Raw genomic sequence first — 26020 nt, 5'->3', positions numbered from 1 at the left:
AAATGAAATTAAAAAGCATGGCTGTTTTATTATCGAGTTATAATGGGGAGAAATATATTAAAGAACAATTGGACTCAATAATAAAATGCTATAGAGATTTCGATTTACATATTCATATAAGAGATGATGGTTCAGTTGATTCAACATGTGAAATTATTAAAGAGTATATATCAAAAAATAATTCTATATTTTTGTATGAGGGGGATAACGTTGGCGTCATAGCTAGTTTTTTGTGGTTGGTTGAGAATGTTGGAGATTATGACTATTACGCTTTTTGCGATCAGGATGATGTATGGGAACCTCTTAAATTGATTGCAGCTACAACTAATATTATGAAATATAAGCAGGATATAGCAATAGGGTATTGCTCCTCATATAACTATGTTGACAAACAATTAAATCATATCGGTCGTTATAATTCTCAGAGTAATTTTTCTTTAAACAATATTTTGATTGAAAATTGTGCGCCAGGCTGTACTTTTGTCTTTAACCAATCTTTACGTAAATTATACTTGGATATAAATGAAGCCAATATAGCCAATCGTATTGTTATGCATGATTGGTTTTTTTTAATACTGGCAAGAACATTTGGTCATCTAATATATGATTATAATAGCTACCTAAGTTATAGGCAGCATGATAATAACGTTGTAGGTATAAAGTCTGGTTTTAAGAACATTTTATGTAATAGATTAAAACAGTTCAAAAAATATAAGCCAAATGGGAGGCATCTTCTATCTCTTCAGATGGATTTAGTCTCCATATATTGTTTAAAGAATCATAAAGAAGCCGCATATGAAATAAGTCATGGTTTTGTAGCGTCTCAAGCAAGCTTGGTGAAAAGATTGAGGTATGTTTTTTCCGGGTATGTAAAAAGAGTTAAGTTCATTGATGATGTGCTTTTTAAAGTTTTGTTTATTATTGGATGGTTTAAGTAAGGATAAAAGATGCCTCGTAAAAAAATTTTGCTTGTCGCAAATACACTCTGGTCGATATACAATTTCCGAAAAGGATTAATAAAAAGTTTAATTGAAAAAGGATATGATGTTACCATCGTTGCTCCAGAAGATGACCATTTGAAAAAGATTGTCGATTTAGGGTGTAAATTTGAATCAATTTCTGTTTCCTCGCAAGGGAAAAACCCACTTAAAGATTTAATGCTATTATTAAAGCTAATAAAAATATATAAGAAAATAAAACCTCATTTTATTTTTCATTACACAATTAAACTAAATATCTATGGATCTATAGCTGCTGGTATTACGAATTGTAAATCTATAGCGGTAACTACAGGATTAGGGTTTGTATTTAATAAAGAAACACTTCTGACTAAATTCATAACTCAATTGTATGCTTTTTCTTTTCGCTTTGCAAAAGAGGTTTGGTTTCTGAATGAGGATGATAGAAATGTATTTCTGAGAAAAAGAATAATCAATGAGAGTAAATCATTTATTCTGGCAAGTGAAGGCGTTGATACTAGTTATTTCACCCCCAGCCAGGTTTCGTGCAAGACTAAATATAATGATAATATTACATTTCTTCTTATAGCTCGGATGCTATGGGAAAAGGGAATTGGTGTATATATTGATGCTGCTAATATTCTGAAGTCTGAGTTTCCTGGCATTAGATTCCAGCTGCTGGGTGCTTGCGATAGTCAAAACCCCGGAGCGATTACAAGACAGGAAATTGAAAATTGGCAAATTAAAGGTATTATCGAGTATTTAGGTGTTGAAAGTGATGTTAGACCGCACATAATTAGCGCAGATTGTATTGTTTTGCCTTCATTCTATAGAGAGGGGGTACCTCGTGTGTTGATGGAAGCTTCATCAATGTGTAAGCCAATAATTACCACAAACAATGTAGGTTGCAAGGACGTTGTAGTCGATGGTGAAACGGGATACCTTTGCAATGTACGTGATTATATTGGGTTAGCTAATGTAATGCGTAAACTTATTGAGCTCACTCCACAAGAAAGAGAAACTATGGGCAAAAAAGGGCGGGACTATATCATTAAAAATTTTGATGAAAGGAAAATAATAAAAATATACCATGATACATTAACAAAATATATGTCTTAAAGTGTGTTGAAAGTTTTATTTAAAAAATCCAATAGATAGAAATGTATCCTTGAACTGTTGGATATATGTTAAATTTTTTGCTTAAAAAATTTACCTCATGTCATGTGTATCTATAGCTTAAAAAGATGTGCTTTGGGTTAAAGTGAAATTTTTATGATATCATGGTTTTTTGAACTCGCAGTGGAAATTCAACTCAGTAGTTGAGACTAAAAAATATTTTTATTATGATTTTAATATAAAAGAGGATAAAAATGTCATTCTTATCAGATTCAGAACTCAGAAAAATAGGTTTTAAAAAACTTGGAAAAAATGTCAAAATAAGTGAAAAAGCATCAATTTATAACCCTGAAAAAATTGAGATTGGGGATAATTCTCGAATAGATGATTTTTGTCTGTTGTCTGGAAAAATATCTATAGGAAATAATGTTCATATTGCCGCATACTGTAATGTTGCAGGGGGAATAGAAGGCATTACATTTGATGACTTCTCTGGACTGGCATATGGTTGCCATGTCTTTTCTCAATCTGATGATTATACTGGACGTACTCTGACCAACCCAACGATTCCTAAAAAATATAAAAAAGAAATAATTAAGCAAGTTGTAATTGGCAAACATGTGATTGTTGGTACAAATTCATTAATTTTTCCCGGCGTAACAATTGAAGAAGGATGCTCAATCGGAGCTATGACAATGGTTACAAAGTCTACAAAAGCTTGGGGGTGTTATTTCGGGATTCCTGCAAAGAGAATAAAGGAAAGAAAAAAAGATCTGCTGGAGCTTGAACAACTCTTTCATAAAGAAAATAAATGAAAGCAAGTTAGTAGCTCTGTACAATATTTTAGATTTTTCTGTTTAGTTATTGGTTCCGAGAAGAGTTACGTAATGCTGTTTCTTGTATGTACTAGGGAGCCAGGAAAGATCATCAAGCGTACACTTGTTGCACTAAATAATTTGCATTTTATGTTCAATAATTGAAATATTCCTTATTACCTAAAACTGTTTTTCATAGCTTATATATGATCATATACTCCTTTCATAAATAAGGAGAACAAAATGGAACTTAAAACATTGATGTAACATATTTCTATTATCCCCGATTACAGACAATATTGGAAAGTAGAACATAAATTATCAGATATTCTACTGTTGACTATTTGTGCCGTCATTTCTGGTGCAGAAGGCCGGGAAGATATAGAGGATTTTGGTAAAACACATCTCGATTTTTTGAATCAATATGGTAATTTGGAAGTGGTATTCCTGTTCACGATACCATTGCCAGAATTGTATCCTGTATCAGTCCTGCAAAATTTCACGAGTGCTTTATTATGCTTTATTAACTGGATGCGTGACTGCCATTCCTCAAATGATAAAGACGTCATTGCAATTGATGGAAAAACGCTCCGGCACTCTTATGATAAGAGTCGCCGCAAGGGAGCGATTCATGCCATTAGTGCGTTCTCAACAATGCACAGTCTCGTCATCGGACAGATCAAGACGGATGAGAAATCTAATGAGATCACAGCTATCCCTGAACTTATTAACATGTTGGATATTAAAGGAAAAGTTATCACAACTGATGCGATGGGGTGCCAGAAAGATATTGCAGAGAAGATACAAAAACAGGGAGGTGATTATTTATTCGCTGTAAAAGGAAATCAGGGGCGGTTTAATCAATCCTTTGAGGAAAAATTCCCGCTGAAAGAATTAAATAATCCAGAGGATGACAGTTACGCAATTAGTGAAAAGAGTCAAGGCAGAGAGGAAATCCGTCTGCATATTGTTTGCGATGTCCCTGATGAACTTATTGATTTAACGTTTGAATGGAAAGGACTGAAAAATGATGAGTGTAGTCTCCTTTCGGTCAATAATAGCAGAGCAAAAGAATGAGCCAGAAATGACGGTCAGATATTATATCAGTTCTGCTGATTTAACAGCAGAGAAGTTTGCGACAGCGATTCGAAATCACTGGCACGTAGAGAATAAGCTGCACTGGCGTCTGGACGTGGTAATGAATGAAGACGACTGCAAAATAAGAAGGGGAAATGCAGCAGAATTATTTTCAGGGATAAGGCATATCGCCATTAATATTTTGACGAAAGATAAAGTATTCAAGGCTGGGTTAAGACGTAAGATGGGAAAAACAGCTATGGACAGAGACTACCTCGCGTCAGTCTTTGCGGGGAGCCAGCTTTCGTAATCTTGCTCTGGTGATACAATGCTGAATAAATAACATTAAAAATTTCAAATAAAATGGTTTAACCCAACATGAACTTTATGAGTATTATTAGAATAATTTTACCTTTCTGTATTTTTTTGAGTATTTTACTTTACTCTGGAAGGGCGGATTGTGTTTTTTTATTTACTATTGAATACACATTTACAAGTGTGGCAATCTTTCTGATAAAGAGAAAGTTTGTAAGTAATATTTTATGGGGAATTTATCTTTGCATTTTAGGTGTGCAGGCAGCGTCGCTATTTAGTTCAGGACAATATTTGATGCCTCTTGCCTTGTCGAATGCTGCAGAAATTGAATCCCTGGGTATTGGTGAGGTAATTAAAGTTTTTTTTGTTTTTATTTTATTTGTTATAGTTTCATTCATTACAATGCCTTCAGGTGCTCTAATCGAGCGTATTAAATATTATAAGTTTAACCTTCTCTGTATAGTATTATTGCTTGTGTGTTCTTTCATAAGTGCGGGACCAGTATATGCTTTTTATGAAACGGCAAAATTGTTCTATTTACAGCAAACCTTTAAGCCTAGTAAGAAGATCGGAGATGCAGGGAAATCTTTTTTAAAAACAAGTGTTTTTATTAACCCTATAGAAAATAACTACAATTTCAAAGGTCGTAATGTTATTGTAATATTTACTGAGGGATTTTCATCTGAAATTATGGGCAACGCCAAACCAGGAGCATTTTCAGTTACACCTAATTTAAATAAGTTATCTACTGAAGCACTAAGTTTTAAAAATTATTATAACCATACGGCTGCAACCTTTCGAGGGTTAAGAGGCCAGTTAACTTCGGGTTATCAATTTCGGGATGGTTTAACTGACGCTGGTACAGGTATTGCACAATTATCTAACACAGAAATTAATAATATTTACCTTCACCGTCAAACATCTTTACCGGATATATTAAAAGAGTATGGCTATAAAAGTTATTTTATAGCTTCCACCGAAAAAAATAGCCCACTCAATACAATGTTGAAGACACTCAATTTTGATAAAGTTCTTGGTATGGGTGATTTTATTGGTTACCAACGAGACAGAATGACGGATAAGCAAACATTTAATGCACTGCAATATTTTTTACGTTCTCAGGAAAATAAAAAAGAACACTTCTTTATTGGTGTCTATCCATCTGGTACTCATCATGGTCAAGATAGTCCAAATGAAAAATATTTTGATGGTAACAACCCGCTCTACAATAAATTCTATAACTATGATTTTCAGTTAGGGAAATTTGTTGACTTCTTTCGGCGTAGTTCATTTTATAATAATACATTATTAATAATAACGTCAGATCATTCAACATTTCCTTCGACAGAATATAAAAAAGCATTTAATAGCGATTCTCGTTACTTTGTAGGCGAAATACCATTTCTGGTTATTGGAGGAGATATCACTCCTGAAATTTTGGATGCAGACGGTAAAAATTCATTAAGCTTTGCGCCAACAATATTGCACATGTTAGGGATTCAGTATTCAATGAACTATTTTTTGGGATGTTCTCTTTTTGATAAGGAATGCACATCGCCATTTTCACATCTTTCTGCTATTGGTAGTGACTATTTCATTACAAGCAAAGAAAATCATGTTGAACTAATACCAAATAATAGTGATAGTGAATTAATAAAATTTGCTGAACGTTTTTATAATATCAGTGGATAAGTAGATAATTGGGTAAGAAACAATCGATGCCCTAGTTATGAAAAATATGACTGTAAAATAAGATATAAATTAAGCTATTCTTTATCTTAAATAAGCCGCAACCCCGCGGTGACCACCCCTGACAGGAGTAAACAATGTCAAAGCAACAGATTGGCGTCGTCGGTATGGCTGTGATGGGGCGCAACCTTGCGCTCAACATCGAAAGCCGTGGTTATACCGTCTCTATTTTCAACCGTTCCCGTGAAAAGACGGAAGAAGTTATTGCTGAAAATCCAGGCAAAAAACTGGTTCCTTACTATACGGTGAAAGAGTTTGTTGAATCTCTTGAAACGCCTCGTCGCATCCTGTTAATGGTGAAAGCAGGTGCAGGCACGGATGCTGCTATTGATTCCTTGAAACCATACCTCGATAAAGGCGACATCATCATTGATGGTGGTAATACTTTCTTCCAGGACACCATTCGTCGCAACCGTGAGCTTTCCGCAGAAGGTTTTAATTTCATCGGTACTGGTGTTTCCGGTGGTGAAGAGGGCGCGCTGAAAGGGCCTTCCATCATGCCTGGTGGTCAGAAAGAAGCCTATGAACTGGTTGCGCCAATCCTCACCAAAATTGCTGCCGTAGCTGAAGATGGTGAACCGTGTGTTACCTATATTGGTGCCGACGGTGCAGGTCACTACGTAAAAATGGTTCACAACGGTATTGAATACGGCGATATGCAGCTGATCGCGGAAGCCTATTCTCTGCTGAAAGGTGGGCTGAACCTTTCCAACGAAGAACTGGCACAGACTTTCACTGAGTGGAATAACGGTGAGCTGAGCAGCTATCTGATCGACATCACTAAAGATATCTTCACCAAAAAAGATGAAGACGGTAACTACCTGGTCGATGTGATTCTGGATGAGGCAGCTAACAAAGGTACTGGTAAGTGGACCAGCCAGAGTGCGCTGGATCTCGGTGAGCCTCTGTCACTGATCACTGAATCAGTGTTTGCACGTTACATCTCTTCTCTCAAAGAGCAGCGTGTTGCGGCGTCTAAAGTACTGTCCGGTCCGCAAGCACAACCTGCAGGCGACAAAGCTGAATTCATTGAGAAAGTTCGTCGTGCGCTTTATCTGGGTAAGATTGTTTCTTACGCTCAGGGCTTCTCACAGCTACGTGCCGCATCTGAAGAGTACAACTGGGATCTGAACTATGGTGAAATCGCGAAGATCTTCCGTGCTGGCTGTATCATCCGCGCTCAGTTCCTGCAGAAAATCACTGATGCTTACGCTGAAAATCCGAAGATCGCTAACCTGCTGCTGGCTCCGTACTTCAAACAAATTGCCGACGACTACCAGCAGGCATTGCGTGATGTAGTAGCCTATGCGGTACAGAACGGTATCCCGGTTCCGACCTTCGCCGCTGCGGTTGCCTATTACGACAGCTACCGTGCCGCAGTATTGCCTGCGAATCTGATCCAGGCACAGCGTGACTATTTCGGTGCGCATACTTATAAACGCATTGATAAAGAAGGTGTATTCCACACCGAATGGTTGGATTAATCTGATTTAATCAGTAATAAACTAAGGCCCGGCATTTATCGCTGGGCTTTTTTTTGCCATAAATCTTATAGACTAAATTTCATTGCTTAATATTAACTTAATAAATATTAGCTATTCTTATAAAGAAAATCTGAATTGTTTTTCGTTGCGTTGACCACTCATCACCGTAGCGTTAAAACTTTTAACTCTTATCAGGATGCTAAAAACATCATGATTCATAGTTAAGTTAATTCTGAGAGCATGAAATGAAAATCACCATTTCCGGTACCGGCTATGTAGGCCTTTCAAATGGGCTTTTAATCGCACAAAATCATGAAGTTGTCGCATTAGATATTTTACCGTCACGAGTCGCAATGCTGAATGATAGGATATCTCCTATTGTTGACAAAGAGATTCAGCAGTATTTGCAATCAGATAAAATATGCTTTAATGCCACTTTAGATAAAAATGAAGCTTACCGGAATACAGATTATGTGATTATCGCAACTCCGACTGACTATGATCCTAAAACTAATTATTTCAATACATCCAGCGTAGAATCAGTAATTAAAGATGTAACAGAGATAAATCCCCAGGCGGTAATGGTTATCAAATCCACGGTTCCGGTAGGTTTTACCGCCGCTATGCATAAGAAATACCACACCGAAAATATTATTTTCTCCCCAGAATTCCTTCGCGAAGGTAAAGCCCTTTACGATAATCTTCATCCTTCTCGTATCGTGATCGGCGAACGTTCTGAACGTGCAGAGCGTTTTGCCGCGTTATTACAGGAAGGGGCAATCAAACAAAATATTCCAACCCTGTTTACTGATTCAACAGAAGCTGAAGCAATTAAACTTTTTGCTAATACCTATCTCGCGATGCGTGTGGCGTACTTTAATGAACTGGATAGCTATGCAGAAAGTTTAGGATTGAACACACGTCAAATTATTGAAGGCGTTTGTCTTGATCCACGCATCGGCAACCACTACAACAATCCATCATTTGGTTACGGTGGCTACTGTCTACCGAAAGATACTAAGCAGCTGTTGGCAAACTATCAGTCTGTTCCCAATAATATTATCTCTGCCATCGTTGAGGCTAATCGTACCCGGAAAGACTTCATCGCCGATGCTATCTTGTCGCGCAAACCTAAAGTAGTTGGAATATATCGTCTGATAATGAAGAGTGGTTCGGATAACTTCCGCGCTTCGTCCATTCAGGGGATTATGAAACGGATCAAAGCTAAGGGTGTTGAAGTTATCATTTATGAACCAGTGATGAAGGAAGAATCGTTCTTCAACTCGCGACTGGAACGTGACCTCACAACGTTTAAGCAACAGGCTGATGTCATCATTTCTAATCGTATGTCTGAAGAGCTTAAGGATGTAGCAAATAAGGTCTATACCCGTGATCTTTTCGGTAGTGACTAACCTATTGTTACCATGATGGTTTTCTGTACACACGTCATTTAATGCTCGTGGAGTAATTCAGTATTTTTATTGTTACTCCTATGGCATTCATACAGATTATCGCTAAACTATGGCGACCTGAAATTTTCCGTCTGTTAGGGTAATGATGAGAGTTGAAAATAATAATATTCCTGGGCATAACCATGACCCGGAACAGATTGATTTAATTGATTTACTGATGCAGTTGTGGCGTGGGAAGGTGACAATCTTCATCACTGTTATTGTGGCAATCGCTCTGGCTATCGGATATCTGGCGGTCGCGAAAGAGAAATGGACGTCGACAGCCATTGTTACTCAGCCAGATGTGGGGCAAATTGCTGGCTATAACAATGCCATGAATGTTATCTATGGTCAGGCAGCACCGAAAGTGTCGGATTTACAGGAGGCGTTAATTGGTCGCTTCAGTTCTGCCTTCTCTGCATTAGCTGAAACGCTGGATAATCAGGAAGAACCAGAAAAACTGACCATTGAGCCTTCTGTTAAAAACCAGCCGTTACCGTTAGCTGTTTCTTATGTCGGGCAAACTGCGGCGGACGCACAGAAGAAGCTGGCTGAATATATTCAACAGGTTGATGACCAGGTGAATAAAGAGCTGGAAAAGGACCTGAAAGATAATATTGCTTTGGGTATGAAAAACCTGAAAGACTCTTTGAAAACGCAAGAAGTGGTGGCACAGGAGCAAAAAGATCTGCGTATCCGCCAGATTCAGGAAGCGTTGCAATATGCGAATCAGGCGCAGTTGGCAAAGCCACAGATTCAACAGACCGAAGACGTAACGCAGGATACGTTGTTCCTTCTGGGGAGTGATGCACTGGAATCGATGATCAAGCATGAAGCGACCCGTCCGCTGGTTTTCTCTCCTGGCTACTACCAGACTCGTCAAAACCTTTTGGATATCGAAAGCCTGAAGGTTGATGATCTTGATATAAATGCCTACCGTTACGTTATGAAACCCACACTGCCAATTCGTCGCGATAGCCCGAAAAAGGCCATCACACTGATTCTGGCTGTGCTGCTGGGCGGTATGGTTGGCGCGGGGATTGTGCTGGGGCGTAATGCGCTGCGCAATTACAACGCGAAATAATCTTTTTAGCTTTAAAGAAAACGGGCAGAGTGGTGACACCGTGCCCGTTTTTTGTTGCTGGATGTGACAAAAACATCACATCCAGTCAGCCCCAATTCACTGATGCCGCTTGCGTAAGTTCTCAATCACTGTCGTTAAATCCAGATCCTGATCCTGCAACAATACCAGCAGATGATACATCAAATCAGATGCTTCGTTGGTCAGTTCAAAGCGGTCATGTACCGTCGCGGCCAGTGCGGTTTCCACGCCTTCTTCGCCCACTTTCTGCGCAATGCGCTTGGTGCCGCTGGCATACAGTTTGGCGGTGTAGGAGGTTTCCGGATCGGCAGATTTGCGCTCGGCGAGCAGTTGTTCCAGTTGATACAGGAACAGCCACTGGTGAGCGGTGTTGCCGAAGCAACTACTTGTGCCTTTGTGGCAGGTTGGGCCGATGGGATTCGCCAGCACCAGTAGTGTGTCGTTGTCGCAGTCCGGCGCAATGCTCACTACGTTGAGGAAATTGCCCGACGTTTCGCCTTTGGTCCACAGTCGCTGCTTAGTGCGCGAGAAGAAAGTGACTTTGCCGCTTTCGATGGTTTTGTCTAAGGCTTCCGGGTTCATGTAGCCCAGCATTAACACTTCGCCGGATACCGCGTGTTGCACAATCACTGGCATCATCCCGTCGGTTTTTTCCCAGTCCAGTTCGCGACGTTGTTGTTCTGTTAACATATCCTGATCTCCACGCCCTGTGTTGCCAGGTACGCTTTTAATTCACCAATATTGATTATTTGTTTGTGGAATACGGACGCTGCCAGCGCGCCGTCAACGTCGGCATCGCGGAAGGCTTCGAGGAAGTGTTCCATAATGCCCGCGCCACCGGAGGCAATCAGCGGGACGTGGCAAACTTCACGCACTTTTTTCAGTTGTTCGAGGTCGTAACCGTTACGCACGCCGTCCTGATTCATCATATTAAGAACGATTTCTCCGGCACCGCGTTTTTGAACTTCCTGTACCCAGTCGAGCGTTTCCCATTGAGTGACGCGGGTGCGGTTTTCATCGCCGGTATATTGATTCACATGATATTTACCGGTTTCAGCGTCGTACCAGGTATCAATACCGACCACAATACATTGCACGCCAAAGCGATCCGCCAGGCGAGTAATTAATGTTGGGTCTGCCAGCGCAGGGGAGTTGATGGAAATTTTATCCGCGCCAAAGGAAAGAATTTTCGCGGCGTCATCCAGAGACTTAATCCCACCCGCCACACAGAACGGAATGTCGATCACTTCCGCCACGCGAGATACCCAGCTTTTATCTACCACACGTCCATCGCTGGAAGCGGTGATATCGTAGAACACCAGCTCGTCAGCGCCTTCTTCGGCGTAGCGTTTTGCCAGCGGCACGATATCGCCAATGATTTCATGGTTGCGAAACTGTACGCCTTTCACCACCTGACCATCACGAACGTCGAGACACGGGATTATGCGTTTTGCCAGCATGAGATGGCCTCCTTCACGGTGAATTTACCTTCCAGTAATGCCCGGCCAACTATTACGCCGCGCACACCAGTACCACGCAGAGCCGCGACATCATCAATGTCGCCAATGCCGCCGGAGGACTGAAATGCCACCTGCGGATATCTGGCGCATACTTCTTCATATAAAGAGACGTTTGAGCCGGCCAGCGTGCCGTCGCGCGAGATATCGGTACACAGCACATGTTTTAGGCCGACGGGCAGATAGGTTTCCACCAGTTGTTCCAGTGAAACGCCCGAGTTCTCTTGCCAGCCGCTCACTGCCACCTGTTTGTTGCCTTGCTCGTCAATGCGTACATCCAGCGCCAGCACCAGCGCATCGGCACCGAAGCGTTCAAACCAGCCTTTCACCATGTCGGGTGATTTCACTGCGGTGGAGCCGACTACGACGCGCGCAACGCCTGCTTCCAGTAATGCTGCCACGTCTTCTTCGCTACGCACGCCGCCGCCAACCTGCACAGGAACGTTAACGCCTGCGACCAGCGTTTTAATCAGGGGGATTTGGCGTTTAGCCGGATCTTTTGCCCCGGTCAGATCCACCAGGTGCAGCACTTCGGCACCCTGCGCGGCGTAATCCTGTAAGCGCGGCAGCGGGTCGTTACCGTAATCACGCTGTTTGCCGTAATCGCCCTGATGGAGACGCACCACGGTGCCGTCGATTAAATCTAATGCTGGAATAATCATTACATCTCCAGGAAGTTTTTCAGCAACTTAGCGCCAGCGGCACCAGAACGCTCCGGGTGGAACTGCACGCCGTAGAAGTTATCTTTTTGTACCGCAGCGGTGAACGGTTCGCCGTAGTTACACTGGGCGATGGTCCACGGATTGACCGGCATTGCGTAGCTGTGAACAAAGTAAAAGTACGCGCCGTCTTCAATTCCCTGAAAAAGACGGTTGCCCGCCTGCGGGTAAACGCGATTCCAGCCCATATGCGGCAGCGGCAGACCAAAGTCGGTCATTTTCGGTACATCTTCGTCGATGATGCCCAGCAAATCGACGCCGTTGCTCTCTTCGCTGCGTCGTCCCAGTAGTTGCATTCCTAAGCAGATGCCCAGCACCGGTTGGGTACAGGCCTTGATGAGATCAAACAGTTCGCGCTCACGCACCTGATCCATCGCCGCTTGTGCAGTGCCGACGCCGGGTAAAAAAAGTTTATCGGCCAGCAACACTACGTCCGGGTCACGGCTGACTTTCGGTTCATAGCCGTGACGCGCAATGGCTGACTTCACTGAGTTCAGATTGGCGCAGCCGGTATCAAGGATCACCACGTTCATCACAGCACTCCTTTCGACGAGGGCAGGGTGTCGCCTTCCACGCGGATGGCCTGGCGCAGGGTACGACCAAAGGCTTTAAAGAGACTCTCTACACGGTGGTGATCGTTTTTACCTTTGGTTTTCAGGTGCAGCGTCACGCCCATGGTGTATGAGAGCGAACGGAAGAAGTGTTCGATCATTTCAGTGCTGAGATCGCCCACGCGCTGGTAGGTAAACTCGGCTTTATATTCCAGGTGCGGGCGACCTGAGATATCCAGCGCGCAGCGGGCAAGGCATTCATCCATCGGCAGGACAAAACCAAAGCGGCAAATACCGCGTTTGTCACCAAGGGCAATTTTTAATGCTTCGCCCAGCGCCAGGCCGGTATCTTCGACGGTGTGGTGATCGTCGATATAGAGGTCGCCTTTGACGTTGATTTCCATACGGAAGCCGCCGTGGGTGGCAATCTGATCCAGCATGTGATCAAAGAAGCCAACGCCGGTGTTAATCTTGCTGCCACCTTCGCGATCCAGCCACACCTGAACGTCAATCTGCGTCTCTTTGGTGTTGCGTACCACATGAGCGTAACGATCACGTCTGGTGAGTTGTTCGCCAATCATCGGCCAGTTCAGGGTTTCGCGGTCGTAGCGTAAGCCATTAATACCCATGTTTTCTGCGAGTTGAATATCGGTCGCGCGATCGCCAATCACATAACTGTTGGCACGATCCATTGCTTGTTCAGCCAGGTAACGCTCCACCAGTTTTACTTTCGGCTTGCGGCAGTCGCACTCATCTGCGGGCAGGTGCGGGCAAATCAGCACTTCATCAAACTGTACACCTTGCGAGGTGAAGATCTGCATCATCAGATTGTGCGGGCCATCGAAATCCGCCTGCGGGAAACTTTGCGTCCCCAGACCATCCTGATTGGTGATCATCACCAGCTTGTAGCCCGCTTTTTGCAGCTTCAGCAGTTCCGGGATCACGCCTGGTTCAAAGGCGAGTTTGTCAAAACGATCCACCTGAAAATCACTCGGCGGCTCGCTAATCAGGGTTCCATCGCGATCGATAAAAAGATACTTCTGACTCATCAAACTTGCTCCGCACGTAAGGCGTCAATGACGCGCTGGCTTTCTTCACGGGTTCCGACGGTAATTCGCAGGCAGCCGCTTAAAGAGGGTTGTTTATTCTGATCACGTAAGATAATGCCCTGATCCCACAAAGATTTAAACACCGCACTGGAGGCTTTAAAGCGCGCCAGAATGTAGTTGGTTTCGGAGTCGAAAACTTGCTCCACGCAGGGGATTTCTTTCAGAGCGGCAATCAGATATTCGCGTTCTGCAATAATTTGCGCCACCCGTTCGCGCATGGCGACGATTCCCTGCGTGCTTAACGCCTGTGCGGCAATGTCGGCAACCGGCGTCGAGAGCGGGTAGGGGGCGATCACTTTCATTAACAGGTTGATGACTTCTTCATTTGCCAGCGTAAACCCGCAACGAAGCCCCGCCAGAGCGAAAGCTTTCGAAAGGGTACGCAAAATAGCCAGATGTGGATATTCCGCCAGCCAGCCCGCCAGCGATGCCTGCGGACAAAATTCAATATAGGCTTCATCAGCAACCACAATTGCCTTACCGCGAGTTAACTCCAGCAACGTGCGAAAATCCTGCGGGTTGATCAGTTGCCCGGTTGGGTTGTTGGGGCTGCAAACGTAGACCACTTTTACGCCGTCCAGCTTGTCGGAAATCCCCTGCAAGTCCAGTTGCCAGTTTTCCAGCGTCGGCACCGTGCGGCACTCGACGCCAATGGTTTCGGCGCTGACGCTGTACATGCCGTACGTTGGCGGGCAGTAGAGGATGGCGCCTTTGCCCGGTTCGCAAAAAGCGCGAATCAGCAGTTCAATACCTTCGTCCGCGCCACGGCTAACCAGCACCTGTTCCGGTTTCACGCCTGCATACTGTGCATAATTTTCAATGACCGCTTTCGGCTGACATTCCGGGTAACGGTTGAGCGTTTGCTGAGTAAGCTGAAACTCGACGGCTGTGGGATATTCGTTGGCGTTCAGCCAGACATCGCCGTTACCGCCCAGACGACGCGCCGACTGATACGGCGTCAGGTTGCGGACGTTTTCACGCGCTAAATCGGTAATAGTCACGGTGCTCATGCTTGCTCCTTCAGGGCGTTAACACGCAAAGTAACGGCATTTTTGTGGGCGGTCAGGCGCTCGGCGGCGGCCAGTGTTTCAATGGTTGAAGCCAGCGCGGAAAACCCTTCTTTTGACAGTTCTTGCACGGTCATGCGCTTCTGGAAATCCGCCAGGCCGAGACTGGAACAGGTGGCGGTGTAACCGTAAGTCGGCAGCACGTGATTGGTGCCGGAGGCGTAGTCGCCCGCCGATTCCGGTGACCAGTCACCAAGAAATACCGAACCGGCACTGGTGATGCCATCGACCAGTTCACGGGCGTTGCGGGTCTGAATGATCAGGTGCTCCGGGCCGTACTGGTTGGAGATCTCTACGCACTGCGCTAAATCGTTGGTCACGATCAGGCGACTGGCGCTCAGTGCCTGGCGGGCGGTTTCGGCACGCGGCAGTTCTGCCAACTGGCGTTCGACGGCTTCGGCAACGCGACGCGCCATATCAACATCGGGCGTCAGTAAAATCACCTGCGAGTCCGGGCCGTGTTCTGCCTGGGAGAGCAAATCAGAGGCGACAAAATCCGGTGTTGCGCCGCTGTCAGCAATCACCAGCACTTCCGACGGGCCTGCGGGCATATCGATCGCCGCACCGTCCAGACGCTGGCTCACCTGGCGTTTTGCTTCTGTCACAAAGGAGTTACCAGGCCCGAAAATTTTGTCCACTTTTGGCACGGATTCTGTACCGAACGCCAGCGCGGCAATGGCCTGAGCGCCGCCGACGTTAAACACGTCCTGCACGCCACACAGTTGCGCCGCGTAAAGGATCTCATCGGCAATCGGCGGCGGTGAGCACAGCACAACTTTATTACAGCCTGCAATACGCGCCGGAGTCGCCAGCATTAATACGGTTGAGAAGAGCGGGGCGGAGCCGCCAGGAATATACAAACCAACCGAAGCCACCGGGCGCGTGACCTGCTGGCAACGCACGCCTGGTTGAGTTTCGACATCTACCGGAGGCAGTTTTTGCGCAGTGTGGAAGGTTTCAATATTCTTTACTGCCACCGCCATTGCCTGTTTCAGCTCGTCGCTCAGGCGTTCGCAGGCTGCGGCAATTTCCTCTGCAGAAACTTTCAGTGCGGTAACCGTGGTTTTATCAAACTTCGCGCTGTATTCCCGCAGGGCATCATCGCCGCGTGCTTTCACGTTATCTAAAATTTCACGGACGGTACGGGTGATGCTTTCAGAGGCGGAGATCGCCGGGCGCATTAACAGCTGGCGTTGTTGTTCCGCAGTACAGCTATTCCAGTCAATGATTGTGTTAAAGCTCATGGCTATTACTCCATCATCTTCTCAATTGGCAGAACCAGAATCGAGCTGGCGCCCAGTTCCTTCAGTTTTTCCATGGTTTCCCAGAACAGAGTTTCGCTGCTGACCATGTGCATCGCTACGCGCTGTTGGTCACCCGCCAGCGGTAAAATAGTTGGGCGTTCAGCACCTGGCAGCAGGGCGATGACATCATCCAGACGTTCGGTCGGTGCGTGCATCATGATGTATTTTGATTCGCGCGCCTGGATCACTCCCTGAATACGGGTCAGCAGTTTGTCGATCAGTTGCTGTTTGGATTCTTCCATTTCGCCATCGCGCTGGATCAGGCAGGCTTTCGAGCGGTAGATAACTTCGACTTCGCGCAGGCCGTTAGCTTCCAGCGTGGCACCGGTGGAAACCAGATCGCAAATCGCATCCGCCAGTCCGGCGCGCGGGGCGACTTCGACAGAACCGTTCAGTAAGCAGGATTTAAAAGAGATACCTTTCTGGTCGAGATAACGTTTGAGCAGGTGAGGATAAGAGGTGGCAATACGTTTACCGTTTAAGGAGAGCGGGCCGTCCCAGGCTTCATCAACTGGCGTTGCCAGCGAAAGGCGGCAGCCGCCGAAATCGAGACGACGCAGGGTAAAGTAGCGCGGATCTTCACCCTGGGCGCGGCGGTTAAGCAGCTCTTCTTCCAGCACGTTTTCGCCAATAATCCCGAGGTCAACTACGCCGTCCATCACCAGACCTGGAATGTCGTCGTCACGCACCCGCAGAATATCAATCGGCATGTTTTCAGCCATTGCGATCAGGCGCTGGGTGTGAAGATTAATTTTAATGCCACAGCGCGCCAGCAATTCGCGCGAGTCATCACTTAAACGGCCGGATTTCTGCATAGCTATGCGTAAACGAGTGTTGTCTGTCATTTTCTTCTTCCTCTTTAAACCTGTCTGAATCGTTATCAACCGCGCAATAAAAAAGCCCCCGGAAGATGATCTTCCGGGGGCTTTCTCATGCGTTCATGCACCACTGGAAGATCTGAATGTCTTCCAGCACACATCGCCTGAAAGACTAGTCAGGATGATGGTGATGATGGTGGTGTTTAAATTGAACGCGTGTCATAAAATTCTCTGTGAATGTTTATTCAACTGATGCCTTTTAACCTAAACCACTTTCACCTTAGAAAGCAAGGGCTTTTTTATATATTTTGTGACGATAGATTTGTTTAATGAATGAGCGGGGAAAGGAGGGGGCTAAGAGGGCTGTCCTCTAACCTGACGGCACCAAAAATAGCGAAGCCTGGGAGTTTTCTTTTCACTGACCAATGCCTTGATCTGCAGGCTAATTAATAAATAGTTAATTGCCACTCATCATTGTACAATGAACTGTACAAAAGAGGAGGTTGATATGCGTACAATTAGCTACAGCGAAGCGCGTCAGAATTTGTCGGCAACAATGATGAAAGCCGTTGAAGATCATGCTCCGATCCTTATTACTCGTCAGAATGGTGAGGCTTGTGTTCTGATGTCACTCGAAGAATACAACTCCCTGGAAGAGACAGCTTATCTACTGCGCTCCCCCGCTAACGCCCGGAGATTGATGGACTCAATCGATAGCCTGAAATCAGGCAAAGGAACGGAAAAGGACATTATTGAGTGAAACTCATCTGGTCTGAGGAATCATGGGATGATTATCTGTACTGGCAGGAAACAGATAAGCGAATTGTTAAAAAGATCACTGAACTTATCAAAGATACCCGCAGAACGCCATTTGAAGGTAAGGGGAAGCCAGAACCCCTGAAACCTAATTTGTCAGGCTTCTGGTCCCGACGCATTACAGAGGAGCATCGTCTGGTATACGCGGTTACTGACGATTCACTGCTCATTGCAGCCTGTCGTTATCATTATTGAAGAGATTCATTCATAGAATGAATTGTCAGTTTTGATACGCTGGCGTAGCCTTATAGATCTAAGGTGTATCAGGAGAAAACGGATGAAAAAGGTCGCAATTGTCGGGTTAGGGTGGTTAGGTATGCCGCTGGCGATGTCACTTTCAGCGCGAGGCTGGCAGGTCACCGGGAGTAAAACCACACAAGATGGCGTCGAAGCGGCTCGAATGAGCGGGATTGATAGCTATCTGCTTCGTATGGAGCCTGAGTTAGTTTGTGATTCTGACGATCTGGATGCCCTGATGGATGCCGATGCGCTGGTCATTACGCTTCCTGCACGTCGCAGTGGCCCCGGCGATGAGTTCTATTTACAAGCTGTGCAAGAGCTGGTGGATAGCGCGCTGGCTCATCGTATTCCCCGCATTATCTTTACCAGCTCAACGTCTGTCTATGGCGACGCACAAGGCACTGTGAAAGAAACTACCCCGCGTAATCCGGTGACCAATAGTGGACGAGTATTAGAAGAACTCGAAGACTGGCTGCACAATTTACCCGGTACTTCGGTCGATATTCTGCGTCTTGCGGGTCTGGTCGGACCAGGGCGCCATCCCGGACGCTTCTTTGCCGGAAAAACCGCGCCTGACGGTGAGCACGGTGTTAATTTAGTCCACCAGGAAGATGTTATTGGCGCTATCACCCTGTTGTTACAGGCACCTAAAGGCGGACACATCTATAATATATGTGCGCCAGCTCACCCTGCGCGCAATGTTTTCTATCCACAGATGGCTCGTTTATTGGGGCTGGAACCCCCGCAGTTCAGAAACAGTCTGGACAGCGGTAAGGGTAAAATTATTGATGGCAGTCGGATTTGCAATGAACTGGGATTTGAATACCAGTATCCCGATCCGCTGGTAATGCCGCTGGAGTAAACGATCACGCCAGCAGGACGCCGCATACACTGCAAGGGGGCGTGTATGAAACCACTGCTGGATGTGTTGATGATCCTCGATGCCTTAGAAAAGGAAGGCAGTTTTGCGGCGGCGTCGGCCAAACTCTACAAGACGCCGTCCGCTCTGAGTTATACCGTTCACAAGCTGGAAAGCGACCTTAATATTCAATTACTCGATCGTAGCGGACACCGCGCTAAATTCACCCGTACCGGAAAAATGCTATTAGAGAAAGGGCGGGAAATACTCCACACTGTTCATGAACTGGAAAAGCAGGCGATCAAACTTCATGAAGGCTGGGAAAACGAGCTGGTGATTGGGGTAGATGATACGTTTCCTTTTTCTCTGCTTGCGCCGCTCATTGAAATCTTTTATCAACATCACAGCGTGACGCGGTTGAAATTTATCAATGGCGTGCTCGGTGGTTCCTGGGAGGCGCTGACTCAGGGGAGGGCGGATATTATTGTCGGCGCGATGCATGAGCCGCCGTCCTCCAGCGAATTTGGCTTTTCTCGTCTGGGTGATCTGGAGCAAGTTTTCGCTGTGGCACCCCATCATCCGTTAGCACTGGAAGAAGAACCGTTAAACCGACGAGTTATTAAACGATACCGGGCAATAGTGGTAGGCGACACGGCACAGGCAGCCGCGTCCACAGCCTCGCAAATACTCGACGAACAAGAAGCCATAACCGTATTCGATTTTAAAACCAAGCTGGAGCTACAAATCAGCGGTCTTGGTTGTGGCTATTTACCCCGCTATCTGGCGCAACGTTTTCTCGATAGTGGCGCGTTAATTGAGAAGAAAGTGGTCGCCCAGACTCTTTTTGAACCGGTCTGGATTGGCTGGAACGAACAGACCGCAGGGCTTGCCAGCGCATGGTGGCGGGATGAGATTTTAGCAAATAGTGCGATTGCTGGAGTTTATGCAAAATCTGATGACGGAAAATCAGCCATTTAAATAAAAAATTTTATGACAAGCCTCTCATTCTCTTGTCATTTACCCCCCATTTAGGCACAATGCGCCGCTGTCAAAAAATGACTAAAAACCGACGTTTTATCCGCGTCGGTTATTTTTTGCTTCAAACCAATCATTCATACCAAGAGGCCGGGCTTCGTACCGGATAGATATTTACTAAAAATCGACAGTTGTTGTCGCTGAGGAATCCAAAAAAATGGGGCAATTTTTTGCTTACGCGACGGTTTTCACCGTAAAGGAGAATGACCATGTCGCATAACGTTACTCCAAACACCTCTCGCGTGGAATTGCGTAAAACGCTTACGTTAGTTCCGGTTGTAATGATGGGTCTTGCCTATATGCAGCCGATGACGCTGTTTGATACTTTTGGTATCGTTTCAGGCCTCACGGATGGTCATGTGCCGACAGCCTATGCGTTCGCATTAATTGCGATCCTGTTTACGGCTCTGAGCTACGGGAAGCTGGTTCGCCGCTATCCTTCTGCTGGCTCTGCATACACTTACGCCCAGAAATCCATTAGCCCGACCGTTGGCTTTATGGTGGGTTGGTCTTCTCTGCTCGACTATTTGTTCGCGCCGATGATCAACATTCTGTTGGCGAAAATCTATTTTGAAGCCCTGGTGCCTTCCATCCCATCGTGGATGTTTGTGGTGGCGCTGGTGGCCTTTATGACCGCCTTTAACCTGCGTAGTCTGAAATCCGTAGCGAACTTCAACACGGTAATCGTAGTGTTGCAGGTTGTGCTGATCGCGGTGATTCTGGGCATGGTAGTTTACGGCGTATTTGAAGGTGAAGGCGCTGGTACGCTGGCGAGCACCCGTCCGTTCTGGTCTGGCGATGCGCATGTTATCCCAATGATTACCGGTGCGACGATCCTGTGCTTCTCCTTTACAGGTTTTGACGGCATCAGCAACCTGTCGGAAGAAACCAAAGATGCAGAGCGCGTGATCCCGCGTGCGATTTTCCTGACCGCGCTGATCGGCGGCATGATCTTCATCTTTGCAACTTACTTCCTGCAGCTGTACTTCCCGGATATCTCTCGCTTTAAAGATCCGGATGCGTCACAGCCTGAAATCATGCTGTACGTTGCGGGTAAAGCGTTCCAGGTTGGCGCGCTGATTTTCTCCACCATTACCGTACTGGCGTCCGGTATGGCGGCGCACGCAGGCGTAGCGCGTCTGATGTACGTAATGGGTCGTGACGGCGTGTTCCCGAAAAGCTTCTTCGGTTATGTACACCCGAAATGGCGTACCCCGGCAATGAACATTATCCTGGTTGGCGCGATTGCTCTGCTGGCAATCAACTTTGACCTGGTAATGGCAACGGCGCTGATTAACTTTGGTGCGCTGGTAGCATTTACCTTCGTTAACCTGTCGGTCATTTCGCAGTTCTGGATCCGTGAGAAGCGTAACAAAACGCTGAAAGATCACTTCCAGTATCTGTTCCTGCCGATGTGTGGTGCTCTGACTGTAGGTGCGCTGTGGGTTAACCTGGAAGAAAGCTCAATGGTTCTGGGGCTGATCTGGGCGGCAATCGGTCTGATTTACCTGGCTTGCGTGACGAAGAGCTTCCGCAACCCGGTTCCGCAGTACGAAGACGTTGCATAATCCTATCAAGCCGGATGGCATAACCATCCGGTAATTCACTAAAAACCGGAGTTTATCGCTCCGGTTTTTTCTTTTCAGACGATCTCTTCCGCGTACTGCCAAAGCGCCTTTAACAGCGACACTTTCTCTTTATCATCGGCATATTGTTGTGCCAGCATTTGCAATTCATCAGCATAATCTTGCAAAAACTCTGGCGTGAAGACCTGGCGACGGTGCTCCAGCCAGCGTTGCTGTTCGGCGTAGTCCAGCGTTCCTGGGAAGTTACGCGCACGATAATTGAACAACAGTTTCTCAATGCGTTTATCGACAAAGGTGATATCCAGTGCTGGTAAATTACGCGGCTCGGTTTCCAGTACAATTTTCATTGCTGCACGATCGGCGTCGCTGAAAAAGCCGTTATAAAGCTGGGCATCCACGTTATCTGAAGGCGTAAATGGTTCGGCTTCAGCAAAGATCGCCACCACTTTTTCACGCACTTGCGGATTTTCACGCAGAATTTTCAGGTTATCGAGACAATGCTGGCGATTAATGCCCAGCCGATCGGCGTCTTCCGGGCGAAGCGTATTCGCCTGTGCTAATACCGGACATTTATTAATATGCACCAGCTTAACCGGAACGGCGGCGTTATCGCCCAGATCGGCTTTCGCGGTATACAGGCGCTCGCGCAGCGTGTCGCTATCCAGTTCCAGTAATGGCGAAATATCTCCTGCTAAATCCACCATAATCACGGCATTACGATTTTCAGGATGCCATGCCAGCGGCGCAACCCAACTGGTATTGCCGCGCCATGCACCAAACATACCGGAAACGTGTACCAGTGGTTTCATCTGTGGCACATCAATCAACGCCATCAATTTGTGCTTGTTGCGATGGCTGTAGAGATAATCAAACAGGCGTGGCTGACGCGTTTTTACCAGTTTTGCCATCGCAATAGTGGCGTACACATCAGCCATCGCATCGTGGGCGTTGCTATGTTCAATACCATTCGCTTTGGTTAAATGTTCAAGGCGAAAACTCGGTAGACCGTCATCATTTTCAGGCCAGTTAATCCCCTCTGGACGCAGGGCATAACAGGCACGCATGACGTCCAGCAGATCCCAGCGAGAGTTATCATGCTGCCAACTCCAGGCGTAGGGATCGTAGAAATTACGATAAAAAACGTTGCGTGTGACTTCGTCATCAAAACGTACATTGTTGTAGCCCAGAATACAGGTCTTCGGGACGGTAAAAAGCGAATGAATGCGAGCGGCAAACGCGGCTTCGTTTTCTCCTTTCGCCCGCGCTTCCTGCGGGGTAATACCAGTGATTAATACTGCTCCTGGCTGGGGTAAATAATCATCCGCAGGCTTGCAATAAAAAACCTCTGGTTCGCCGATGATATTGAATTCGCTATCGGTGCGAATGGCAGCGAACTGCGCAGGGCGATCTAACGCAGGGTGCGTGCCAAAGGTTTCATAATCGTGAAAGAGGAAGGTAGGTTGTTTATCTGTGTCTGTCATTGTCTAGCATTGTCCACTGTAGTTAATTAACTGTCTGTTATAACTCGAAAAACAACCATTTTTTCACCTGAGTATGTCTACGAACGTCAAATATAGTTGTTTACTGTGCGCTGTTGTCCATGTGATATTGTGTACCAGATGTGTACCAAACCATTATTTCTGAGCGTACCAAATATTATTTATGGCTATAAGCGACACAAAACTGCGTACTATTTATGGTAAACCATATTCGGGCCCACAAGAAGTGGCTGATGCTGATGGCCTCAGCGTACGAATTTCACCGAAGGGGGTCATCCAGTTCCAGTACCGCTATCGCTGGCATGGCAAGCCTAATCGACTTGGGCTTGGTCGATACCCATCCCTGTCTTTGAAGGATGCCAGACAGATCACTGCTGACTTGCGAAAGCTCTATTTCTCAGGAACGGATCCACGCACTTATTTTGAAGAGAAGGTGGATAACTCCATGACGGTCGCCCAGTGTCTCGACTACTGGTTCGACAACTACGTCTCTACAACTCTCAGAGAAAAGACCCAGGCACTTTACCGATCAACGGTTATGAAGCGCATGCATGACGCCTTCCCTAATCGACCGGCATCTTCTATCACGGTTAAGCAATGGGTTGACCTGCTTACCGAAGAAGAAAAAGATAATCCACGCCGAGCAAGGCAGGTGCTAAGTCAACTAAGATCAGCAATTAGTTGGTGCATGCGGCGTCAGTTGATAGATAGTTGCGCAATTATGAGCATCCAGCCAAGGGACTTCGGCTCCCGCGCTGAGGTAGGGGATCGGGTACTGTCGTATCACGAACTGGCTAAGATTTGGCTTGCTATTGAAAGAAGCCGTGCGTCTACGTCAAATAAGCTCCTTCATCAGATGCTTATGCTGTGGGGGGCGAGGCTCTCAGAGCTTAGGCTGGCAACAAAGACAGAATTTGACCTGCTGGACAACGTATGGACCGTACCGAAAGAGCATAGCAAGATGGGTAACGTTATCCGCCGTCCAATCTTCGAACAAATTAAGCCTTTTCTCGAAAAGGCCATGACAACGTACAATGATGTTATTTTCCCTGGAGAAGACATAAACAAACCGATCAGCATCGCTGCAGCCAACCGATTCGTAAACAGAATAAGGGGAGGGATGGATCTAGGTTACTGGCGAACACATGATTTCAGAAGAACGCTTGTTACACGTCTGTCCGAGATGAATGTCGAGCCTCATGTCACTGAGCGAATGCTCGGTCATGAACTTGGCGGGATAATGTCCGTGTACAATAAACACGACTGGATAGAGGCTCAGCGTAAAGCGTATGAGCTTCACGCTGATAAATTGTTCTGGCACATCAGGAGCATTTCTGATTAACGCCACCGTTAAGAATCCACCCTTCAACAGCTTCACGAAGGTATGATTTGGGGTGGGTTCTGACTGGCTTCGGAAATCCGTGCCGTTTGGTATAGTTCCAGATTGTCTGACGTGATGAAACACCGAGCTTGTTCATCACTTCTTTCTCAGGAATCAGGCTGGTATCGGTCATCTTAATTCTCCAGGCAAAAAGAAACCGCCATCAGGCGGTTTGGTGTTCTTTCAGTTCTTCAATTCGAATATTGGTTACGTCTGCATGCGCTATCTGCGCCCATATCATCCAGTGGTTATAGCAGTCATTGATGTCCTCTGCTTCGATAACTCTGTCGAATGGCTCTCCATTCCATTCACCTGTGACTCGGAAGTGCATTTATCATCTCCATAAAACAAAACTCGCCGTAGCGAGTTCAGATAAAAGAAATCCCCGCGAGTGCGAGGATAGTTACTTGTTCATATTATTAATCGTCAATGTACTTTGAGCATTGTGGGCAATCATCAATCCCACAATACGATTCATATGCATCCTTTATTGCGTCGCGGGCTTCAGTAAGAGTATTGAATAAGTTGCAGCTATTATCTTTTTGATATAGGTAAGTTCCTAATTTATAAGCAGAAGAAGCATCATTTCCGCTGTCTAAAATTACATCGTTATGGATTCTGCACCTTGCAAGAACTCCTGATCCCATAAGGGTCTGCATAGCCCATTGCTCTTGATCTTCACACAAATCATGAATGCTCATTTCAACACCTCTCTTCACGTTTCACACACGTTAAGATTAACAGTGTTTTTACATGCTTTGGAAGATTTATTTTATAAAAACTCTTTTAATACAAATAGATATAATAGTTCACTATTATAGCTCCTTTAATCTAGGCGGTTCTGGTAGTGGCATCCAGTGTGACGGCTCACATACCCCCTCAACACCATTCATGTAAAAGAATTGAAATAACCCTTTACCTTTGTGAAACCCTACCATCTGCTCTTTTGTGTCTGAGCAATAAACCAAAACATCTTCTTCGTTCGGCATTCGCTCACTACAGCTTATCCAACCATCCGGAGTTACCGGATATGGGCGCTGCTTCGCAGACAGGCCGAACTTGATGGTATGCCTGCGATCAATGCCAAACGTGTTTACCGGATCATGCGCCAGAATGCGCTGTTGCTTGAGCGAAAACCCGCTGTACCGCCATCGAAACGGGCACATACTGGCAAAGTGGCCGTGAAAGAAAGCAATCAACGATGGTGCTCTGACGGGTTTGAGTTCCGCTGTGATAACGGAGAAAAACTGCGGGTCACGTTCGCGCTGGACTGCTGTGACCGTGAGGCACTGCACCGGGCGGTCACAACGGGAGGCTTAGACAGTGACACAGTACAGGACGACATGCTGGGACCAGTGGCACGCCGCTTAGGCAGAGAGCTTCCGGCGTCTCCAGTGGAGTGGCTGACGGTTACTTGCTCATGGTCCCCGGCGCTTGACATACGTCTGTTT

30 protein-coding genes, 1 pseudogene and 1 other annotated feature are annotated in these 26020 nt (G+C 46.0%); of the genes and pseudogenes, 17 read left to right on the top strand and 14 right to left on the bottom strand.

All coding sequences use genetic code 11. From position 1 onward, the window contains the following. Window positions 1-2 precede the first annotated feature (2 nt). The 9 genes from A7589_RS18270 to wzzB all read left to right on the top strand — a co-directional run bounded on the left by A7589_RS18270 (window position 3) and on the right by wzzB (window position 10050). A complete protein-coding gene (locus A7589_RS18270) occupies window positions 3-938 on the top strand; it encodes a glycosyltransferase (RefSeq protein ID WP_108188950.1) in 936 nt (311 codons plus the stop codon). A 9-nt stretch (window positions 939-947) separates the two neighbouring features. Further along, window positions 948-2078 (top strand): glycosyltransferase family 4 protein, encoded by a 1131-nt coding sequence (locus tag A7589_RS18265; protein ID WP_001137508.1) that lies wholly within the window; start codon window positions 948-950, stop codon window positions 2076-2078. Between the two features lie 251 nt (window positions 2079-2329). Beyond that, on the top strand, window positions 2330-2890 hold the full coding sequence (locus A7589_RS18260) for an acyltransferase (RefSeq protein WP_000009082.1): 561 nt from the start codon (window positions 2330-2332) through the stop codon (window positions 2888-2890). Window positions 2891-3160: 270 nt separating this feature from the next. Further along, window positions 3161-3967: an ISAs1 family transposase gene (locus A7589_RS18255; protein ID WP_353616342.1), complete on the top strand. Its 807-nt coding sequence runs from the start codon at window positions 3161-3163 to the stop codon at window positions 3965-3967. Beyond that, window positions 3918-4277, top strand: a complete 360-nt coding sequence (locus tag A7589_RS23535; RefSeq protein WP_286174548.1) for an ISAs1 family transposase — start codon at window positions 3918-3920, stop codon at window positions 4275-4277. Before A7589_RS18255 ends, A7589_RS23535 begins: the two co-directional genes overlap by 50 nt. A gap of 77 nt (window positions 4278-4354) precedes the next feature. Further along, a complete protein-coding gene (locus A7589_RS18250; RefSeq protein WP_235613318.1) occupies window positions 4355-5974 on the top strand; it encodes an LTA synthase family protein in 1620 nt (539 codons plus the stop codon). A 134-nt stretch (window positions 5975-6108) separates the two neighbouring features. Continuing rightward, window positions 6109-7515, top strand: coding sequence for an NADP-dependent phosphogluconate dehydrogenase (gene gnd, locus A7589_RS18245; RefSeq protein WP_000043468.1), 1407 nt, complete (start codon window positions 6109-6111; stop codon window positions 7513-7515). A 245-nt stretch (window positions 7516-7760) separates the two neighbouring features. Continuing rightward, on the top strand, window positions 7761-8927 hold the full coding sequence (gene ugd, locus A7589_RS18240) for a UDP-glucose 6-dehydrogenase (RefSeq protein WP_000704899.1): 1167 nt from the start codon (window positions 7761-7763) through the stop codon (window positions 8925-8927). A 145-nt stretch (window positions 8928-9072) separates the two neighbouring features. Beyond that, the gene (wzzB, locus tag A7589_RS18235) at window positions 9073-10050 is read left to right on the top strand and encodes an LPS O-antigen chain length determinant protein WzzB (protein ID WP_016158499.1); all 978 of its coding nucleotides are present in this window, start codon (window positions 9073-9075) and stop codon (window positions 10048-10050) included. A gap of 96 nt (window positions 10051-10146) precedes the next feature. On the opposite strand, the gene hisIE is transcribed toward wzzB, so the two are convergent. The 9 genes from hisIE to hisL all read right to left on the bottom strand — a co-directional run bounded on the left by hisIE (window position 10147) and on the right by hisL (window position 17376). Continuing rightward, the gene (gene hisIE / locus A7589_RS18230; RefSeq protein ID WP_000954929.1) at window positions 10147-10758 is read right to left on the bottom strand and encodes a bifunctional phosphoribosyl-AMP cyclohydrolase/phosphoribosyl-ATP diphosphatase HisIE; all 612 of its coding nucleotides are present in this window, start codon (window positions 10756-10758) and stop codon (window positions 10147-10149) included. Then, window positions 10752-11528: an imidazole glycerol phosphate synthase subunit HisF gene (gene hisF / locus A7589_RS18225; RefSeq protein ID WP_000880152.1), complete on the bottom strand. Its 777-nt coding sequence runs from the start codon at window positions 11526-11528 to the stop codon at window positions 10752-10754. The genes hisIE and hisF overlap by 7 nt, the downstream gene beginning before the upstream one ends. After that, window positions 11510-12247 (bottom strand): 1-(5-phosphoribosyl)-5-[(5-phosphoribosylamino)methylideneamino]imidazole-4-carboxamide isomerase, encoded by a 738-nt coding sequence (hisA, locus tag A7589_RS18220; protein ID WP_000586434.1) that lies wholly within the window; start codon window positions 12245-12247, stop codon window positions 11510-11512. Before hisA ends, hisF begins: the two co-directional genes overlap by 19 nt. Further along, window positions 12247-12837, bottom strand: coding sequence for an imidazole glycerol phosphate synthase subunit HisH (hisH, locus tag A7589_RS18215; protein WP_001103560.1), 591 nt, complete (start codon window positions 12835-12837; stop codon window positions 12247-12249). Before hisH ends, hisA begins: the two co-directional genes overlap by 1 nt. Beyond that, a complete protein-coding gene (gene hisB / locus A7589_RS18210) occupies window positions 12837-13904 on the bottom strand; it encodes a bifunctional histidinol-phosphatase/imidazoleglycerol-phosphate dehydratase HisB (protein ID WP_000080096.1) in 1068 nt (355 codons plus the stop codon). Before hisB ends, hisH begins: the two co-directional genes overlap by 1 nt. Beyond that, window positions 13904-14974, bottom strand: a complete 1071-nt coding sequence (gene hisC, locus A7589_RS18205; protein ID WP_000108982.1) for a histidinol-phosphate transaminase — start codon at window positions 14972-14974, stop codon at window positions 13904-13906. The genes hisB and hisC overlap by 1 nt, the downstream gene beginning before the upstream one ends. Beyond that, window positions 14971-16275, bottom strand: coding sequence for a histidinol dehydrogenase (gene hisD / locus A7589_RS18200; RefSeq protein ID WP_000009602.1), 1305 nt, complete (start codon window positions 16273-16275; stop codon window positions 14971-14973). The genes hisC and hisD overlap by 4 nt, the downstream gene beginning before the upstream one ends. A gap of 5 nt (window positions 16276-16280) precedes the next feature. After that, window positions 16281-17180 carry an ATP phosphoribosyltransferase gene (gene hisG, locus A7589_RS18195; RefSeq protein WP_000131781.1) on the bottom strand — a complete coding sequence of 300 codons (900 nt, stop codon included), beginning with the start codon at window positions 17178-17180 and terminating at the stop codon, window positions 16281-16283. Window positions 17181-17226: 46 nt separating this feature from the next. After that, window positions 17227-17350 (bottom strand) — a sequence feature (His leader region). Next, on the bottom strand, window positions 17326-17376 hold the full coding sequence (gene hisL, locus A7589_RS18185) for a his operon leader peptide (protein ID WP_001364200.1): 51 nt from the start codon (window positions 17374-17376) through the stop codon (window positions 17326-17328). (Overlaps the previous feature by 25 nt.) A 285-nt stretch (window positions 17377-17661) precedes the next feature. Between hisL and yefM the strand changes: the two genes are divergently transcribed. The 6 genes from yefM to plaP all read left to right on the top strand — a co-directional run bounded on the left by yefM (window position 17662) and on the right by plaP (window position 21671). Further along, entirely contained in the window at window positions 17662-17913 is a 252-nt protein-coding gene (yefM, locus tag A7589_RS18180) for a YoeB-YefM toxin-antitoxin system antitoxin YefM (RefSeq protein WP_001259255.1), read from the top strand. Beyond that, on the top strand, window positions 17910-18164 hold the full coding sequence (gene yoeB, locus A7589_RS18175) for a type II toxin-antitoxin system mRNA interferase toxin YoeB (protein WP_000767834.1): 255 nt from the start codon (window positions 17910-17912) through the stop codon (window positions 18162-18164). The genes yefM and yoeB overlap by 4 nt, the downstream gene beginning before the upstream one ends. 82 nt (window positions 18165-18246) lie before the next feature. Continuing rightward, on the top strand, window positions 18247-19071 hold the full coding sequence (locus A7589_RS18170; protein ID WP_000754742.1) for an SDR family oxidoreductase: 825 nt from the start codon (window positions 18247-18249) through the stop codon (window positions 19069-19071). A 45-nt stretch (window positions 19072-19116) separates the two neighbouring features. After that, window positions 19117-20046 carry a LysR substrate-binding domain-containing protein gene (locus A7589_RS18165; protein ID WP_105282879.1) on the top strand — a complete coding sequence of 310 codons (930 nt, stop codon included), beginning with the start codon at window positions 19117-19119 and terminating at the stop codon, window positions 20044-20046. 214 nt (window positions 20047-20260) lie between these two features. Further along, entirely contained in the window at window positions 20261-20323 is a 63-nt protein-coding gene (gene yoeI, locus A7589_RS18160) for a membrane protein YoeI (protein ID WP_105279388.1), read from the top strand. Next, window positions 20313-21671: a putrescine/proton symporter PlaP gene (gene plaP, locus A7589_RS18155; RefSeq protein WP_000019197.1), complete on the top strand. Its 1359-nt coding sequence runs from the start codon at window positions 20313-20315 to the stop codon at window positions 21669-21671. The genes yoeI and plaP overlap by 11 nt, the downstream gene beginning before the upstream one ends. 74 nt (window positions 21672-21745) lie before the next feature. Here plaP and sbcB read toward each other — a convergent pair whose 3' ends face one another. Next, window positions 21746-23170 (bottom strand): exodeoxyribonuclease I, encoded by a 1425-nt coding sequence (gene sbcB, locus A7589_RS18150; RefSeq protein WP_108188949.1) that lies wholly within the window; start codon window positions 23168-23170, stop codon window positions 21746-21748. 181 nt (window positions 23171-23351) lie between these two features. Here sbcB and A7589_RS18145 point away from each other — a divergent pair, with 181 nt between their 5' ends. Continuing rightward, a complete protein-coding gene (locus A7589_RS18145; protein WP_108188948.1) occupies window positions 23352-24530 on the top strand; it encodes a tyrosine-type recombinase/integrase in 1179 nt (392 codons plus the stop codon). Here the strand turns inward: A7589_RS18145 and A7589_RS18140 are convergent. From A7589_RS18140 to A7589_RS18125, 4 genes are all read right to left on the bottom strand, one after another. Further along, on the bottom strand, window positions 24511-24702 hold the full coding sequence (locus A7589_RS18140) for a helix-turn-helix transcriptional regulator (protein ID WP_000132739.1): 192 nt from the start codon (window positions 24700-24702) through the stop codon (window positions 24511-24513). The two genes, A7589_RS18145 and A7589_RS18140, sit on opposite strands and share 20 nt — an antisense overlap. Window positions 24703-24732: 30 nt before the next feature. Continuing rightward, window positions 24733-24900: a hypothetical protein gene (locus A7589_RS18135; RefSeq protein WP_032320906.1), complete on the bottom strand. Its 168-nt coding sequence runs from the start codon at window positions 24898-24900 to the stop codon at window positions 24733-24735. 88 nt (window positions 24901-24988) lie between these two features. After that, a complete protein-coding gene (locus tag A7589_RS18130; RefSeq protein WP_000022062.1) occupies window positions 24989-25270 on the bottom strand; it encodes an Ea8.5 family phage-derived protein in 282 nt (93 codons plus the stop codon). Between the two features lie 114 nt (window positions 25271-25384). Next, window positions 25385-25558 (bottom strand): DUF551 domain-containing protein, encoded by a 174-nt coding sequence (locus A7589_RS18125; RefSeq protein ID WP_235613317.1) that lies wholly within the window; start codon window positions 25556-25558, stop codon window positions 25385-25387. 36 nt (window positions 25559-25594) lie between these two features. On the opposite strand from A7589_RS18125, the pseudogene A7589_RS18120 reads away from it, so the two are divergent. Then, window positions 25595-26020, top strand: a pseudogene (locus tag A7589_RS18120) (transposase family protein); the annotation flags it as partial.

It is taken from the genome of Escherichia sp. MOD1-EC6475 (assembly GCF_003046645.1).
Lineage (GTDB): Bacteria > Pseudomonadota > Gammaproteobacteria > Enterobacterales > Enterobacteriaceae > Escherichia > Escherichia ruysiae.
Note: the sequence above shows the minus strand (reverse complement) of the source record. Positions and strands in the feature narration are given on the sequence as shown.

What these genes read in the sequence shown, in the direction of transcription:
- A7589_RS18250 (WP_235613318.1), top strand. Translation starts at nt 4,355, where the DNA reads ATGAGTATTATTAGAATAATTTTACCTTTCTGTATTTTTTTGAGTATT.
- hisD (WP_000009602.1), bottom strand. Translation starts at nt 16,275, where the DNA reads ATGAGCTTTAACACAATCATTGACTGGAATAGCTGTACTGCGGAACAA.
- A7589_RS18170 (WP_000754742.1), top strand. Translation starts at nt 18,247, where the DNA reads ATGAAAAAGGTCGCAATTGTCGGGTTAGGGTGGTTAGGTATGCCGCTG.
- hisF (WP_000880152.1), bottom strand. Translation starts at nt 11,528, where the DNA reads ATGCTGGCAAAACGCATAATCCCGTGTCTCGACGTTCGTGATGGTCAG.
- hisA (WP_000586434.1), bottom strand. Translation starts at nt 12,247, where the DNA reads ATGATTATTCCAGCATTAGATTTAATCGACGGCACCGTGGTGCGTCTC.
- gnd (WP_000043468.1), top strand. Translation starts at nt 6,109, where the DNA reads ATGTCAAAGCAACAGATTGGCGTCGTCGGTATGGCTGTGATGGGGCGC.
- sbcB (WP_108188949.1), bottom strand. Translation starts at nt 23,170, where the DNA reads ATGACAGACACAGATAAACAACCTACCTTCCTCTTTCACGATTATGAA.
- hisB (WP_000080096.1), bottom strand. Translation starts at nt 13,904, where the DNA reads ATGAGTCAGAAGTATCTTTTTATCGATCGCGATGGAACCCTGATTAGC.
- A7589_RS18260 (WP_000009082.1), top strand. Translation starts at nt 2,330, where the DNA reads ATGTCATTCTTATCAGATTCAGAACTCAGAAAAATAGGTTTTAAAAAA.
- A7589_RS18125 (WP_235613317.1), bottom strand. Translation starts at nt 25,558, where the DNA reads ATGCCGAACGAAGAAGATGTTTTGGTTTATTGCTCAGACACAAAAGAG.
- wzzB (WP_016158499.1), top strand. Translation starts at nt 9,073, where the DNA reads ATGAGAGTTGAAAATAATAATATTCCTGGGCATAACCATGACCCGGAA.
- ugd (WP_000704899.1), top strand. Translation starts at nt 7,761, where the DNA reads ATGAAAATCACCATTTCCGGTACCGGCTATGTAGGCCTTTCAAATGGG.
- A7589_RS18265 (WP_001137508.1), top strand. Translation starts at nt 948, where the DNA reads ATGCCTCGTAAAAAAATTTTGCTTGTCGCAAATACACTCTGGTCGATA.
- plaP (WP_000019197.1), top strand. Translation starts at nt 20,313, where the DNA reads ATGTCGCATAACGTTACTCCAAACACCTCTCGCGTGGAATTGCGTAAA.
- A7589_RS18135 (WP_032320906.1), bottom strand. Translation starts at nt 24,900, where the DNA reads ATGCACTTCCGAGTCACAGGTGAATGGAATGGAGAGCCATTCGACAGA.
- hisIE (WP_000954929.1), bottom strand. Translation starts at nt 10,758, where the DNA reads ATGTTAACAGAACAACAACGTCGCGAACTGGACTGGGAAAAAACCGAC.
- yefM (WP_001259255.1), top strand. Translation starts at nt 17,662, where the DNA reads ATGCGTACAATTAGCTACAGCGAAGCGCGTCAGAATTTGTCGGCAACA.
- A7589_RS18130 (WP_000022062.1), bottom strand. Translation starts at nt 25,270, where the DNA reads ATGAGCATTCATGATTTGTGTGAAGATCAAGAGCAATGGGCTATGCAG.
- A7589_RS18145 (WP_108188948.1), top strand. Translation starts at nt 23,352, where the DNA reads ATGGCTATAAGCGACACAAAACTGCGTACTATTTATGGTAAACCATAT.
- A7589_RS18165 (WP_105282879.1), top strand. Translation starts at nt 19,117, where the DNA reads ATGAAACCACTGCTGGATGTGTTGATGATCCTCGATGCCTTAGAAAAG.
- A7589_RS18270 (WP_108188950.1), top strand. Translation starts at nt 3, where the DNA reads ATGAAATTAAAAAGCATGGCTGTTTTATTATCGAGTTATAATGGGGAG.
- hisG (WP_000131781.1), bottom strand. Translation starts at nt 17,180, where the DNA reads ATGACAGACAACACTCGTTTACGCATAGCTATGCAGAAATCCGGCCGT.
- hisH (WP_001103560.1), bottom strand. Translation starts at nt 12,837, where the DNA reads ATGAACGTGGTGATCCTTGATACCGGCTGCGCCAATCTGAACTCAGTG.
- A7589_RS23535 (WP_286174548.1), top strand. Translation starts at nt 3,918, where the DNA reads ATGATGAGTGTAGTCTCCTTTCGGTCAATAATAGCAGAGCAAAAGAAT.
- A7589_RS18140 (WP_000132739.1), bottom strand. Translation starts at nt 24,702, where the DNA reads ATGACCGATACCAGCCTGATTCCTGAGAAAGAAGTGATGAACAAGCTC.
- hisC (WP_000108982.1), bottom strand. Translation starts at nt 14,974, where the DNA reads ATGAGCACCGTGACTATTACCGATTTAGCGCGTGAAAACGTCCGCAAC.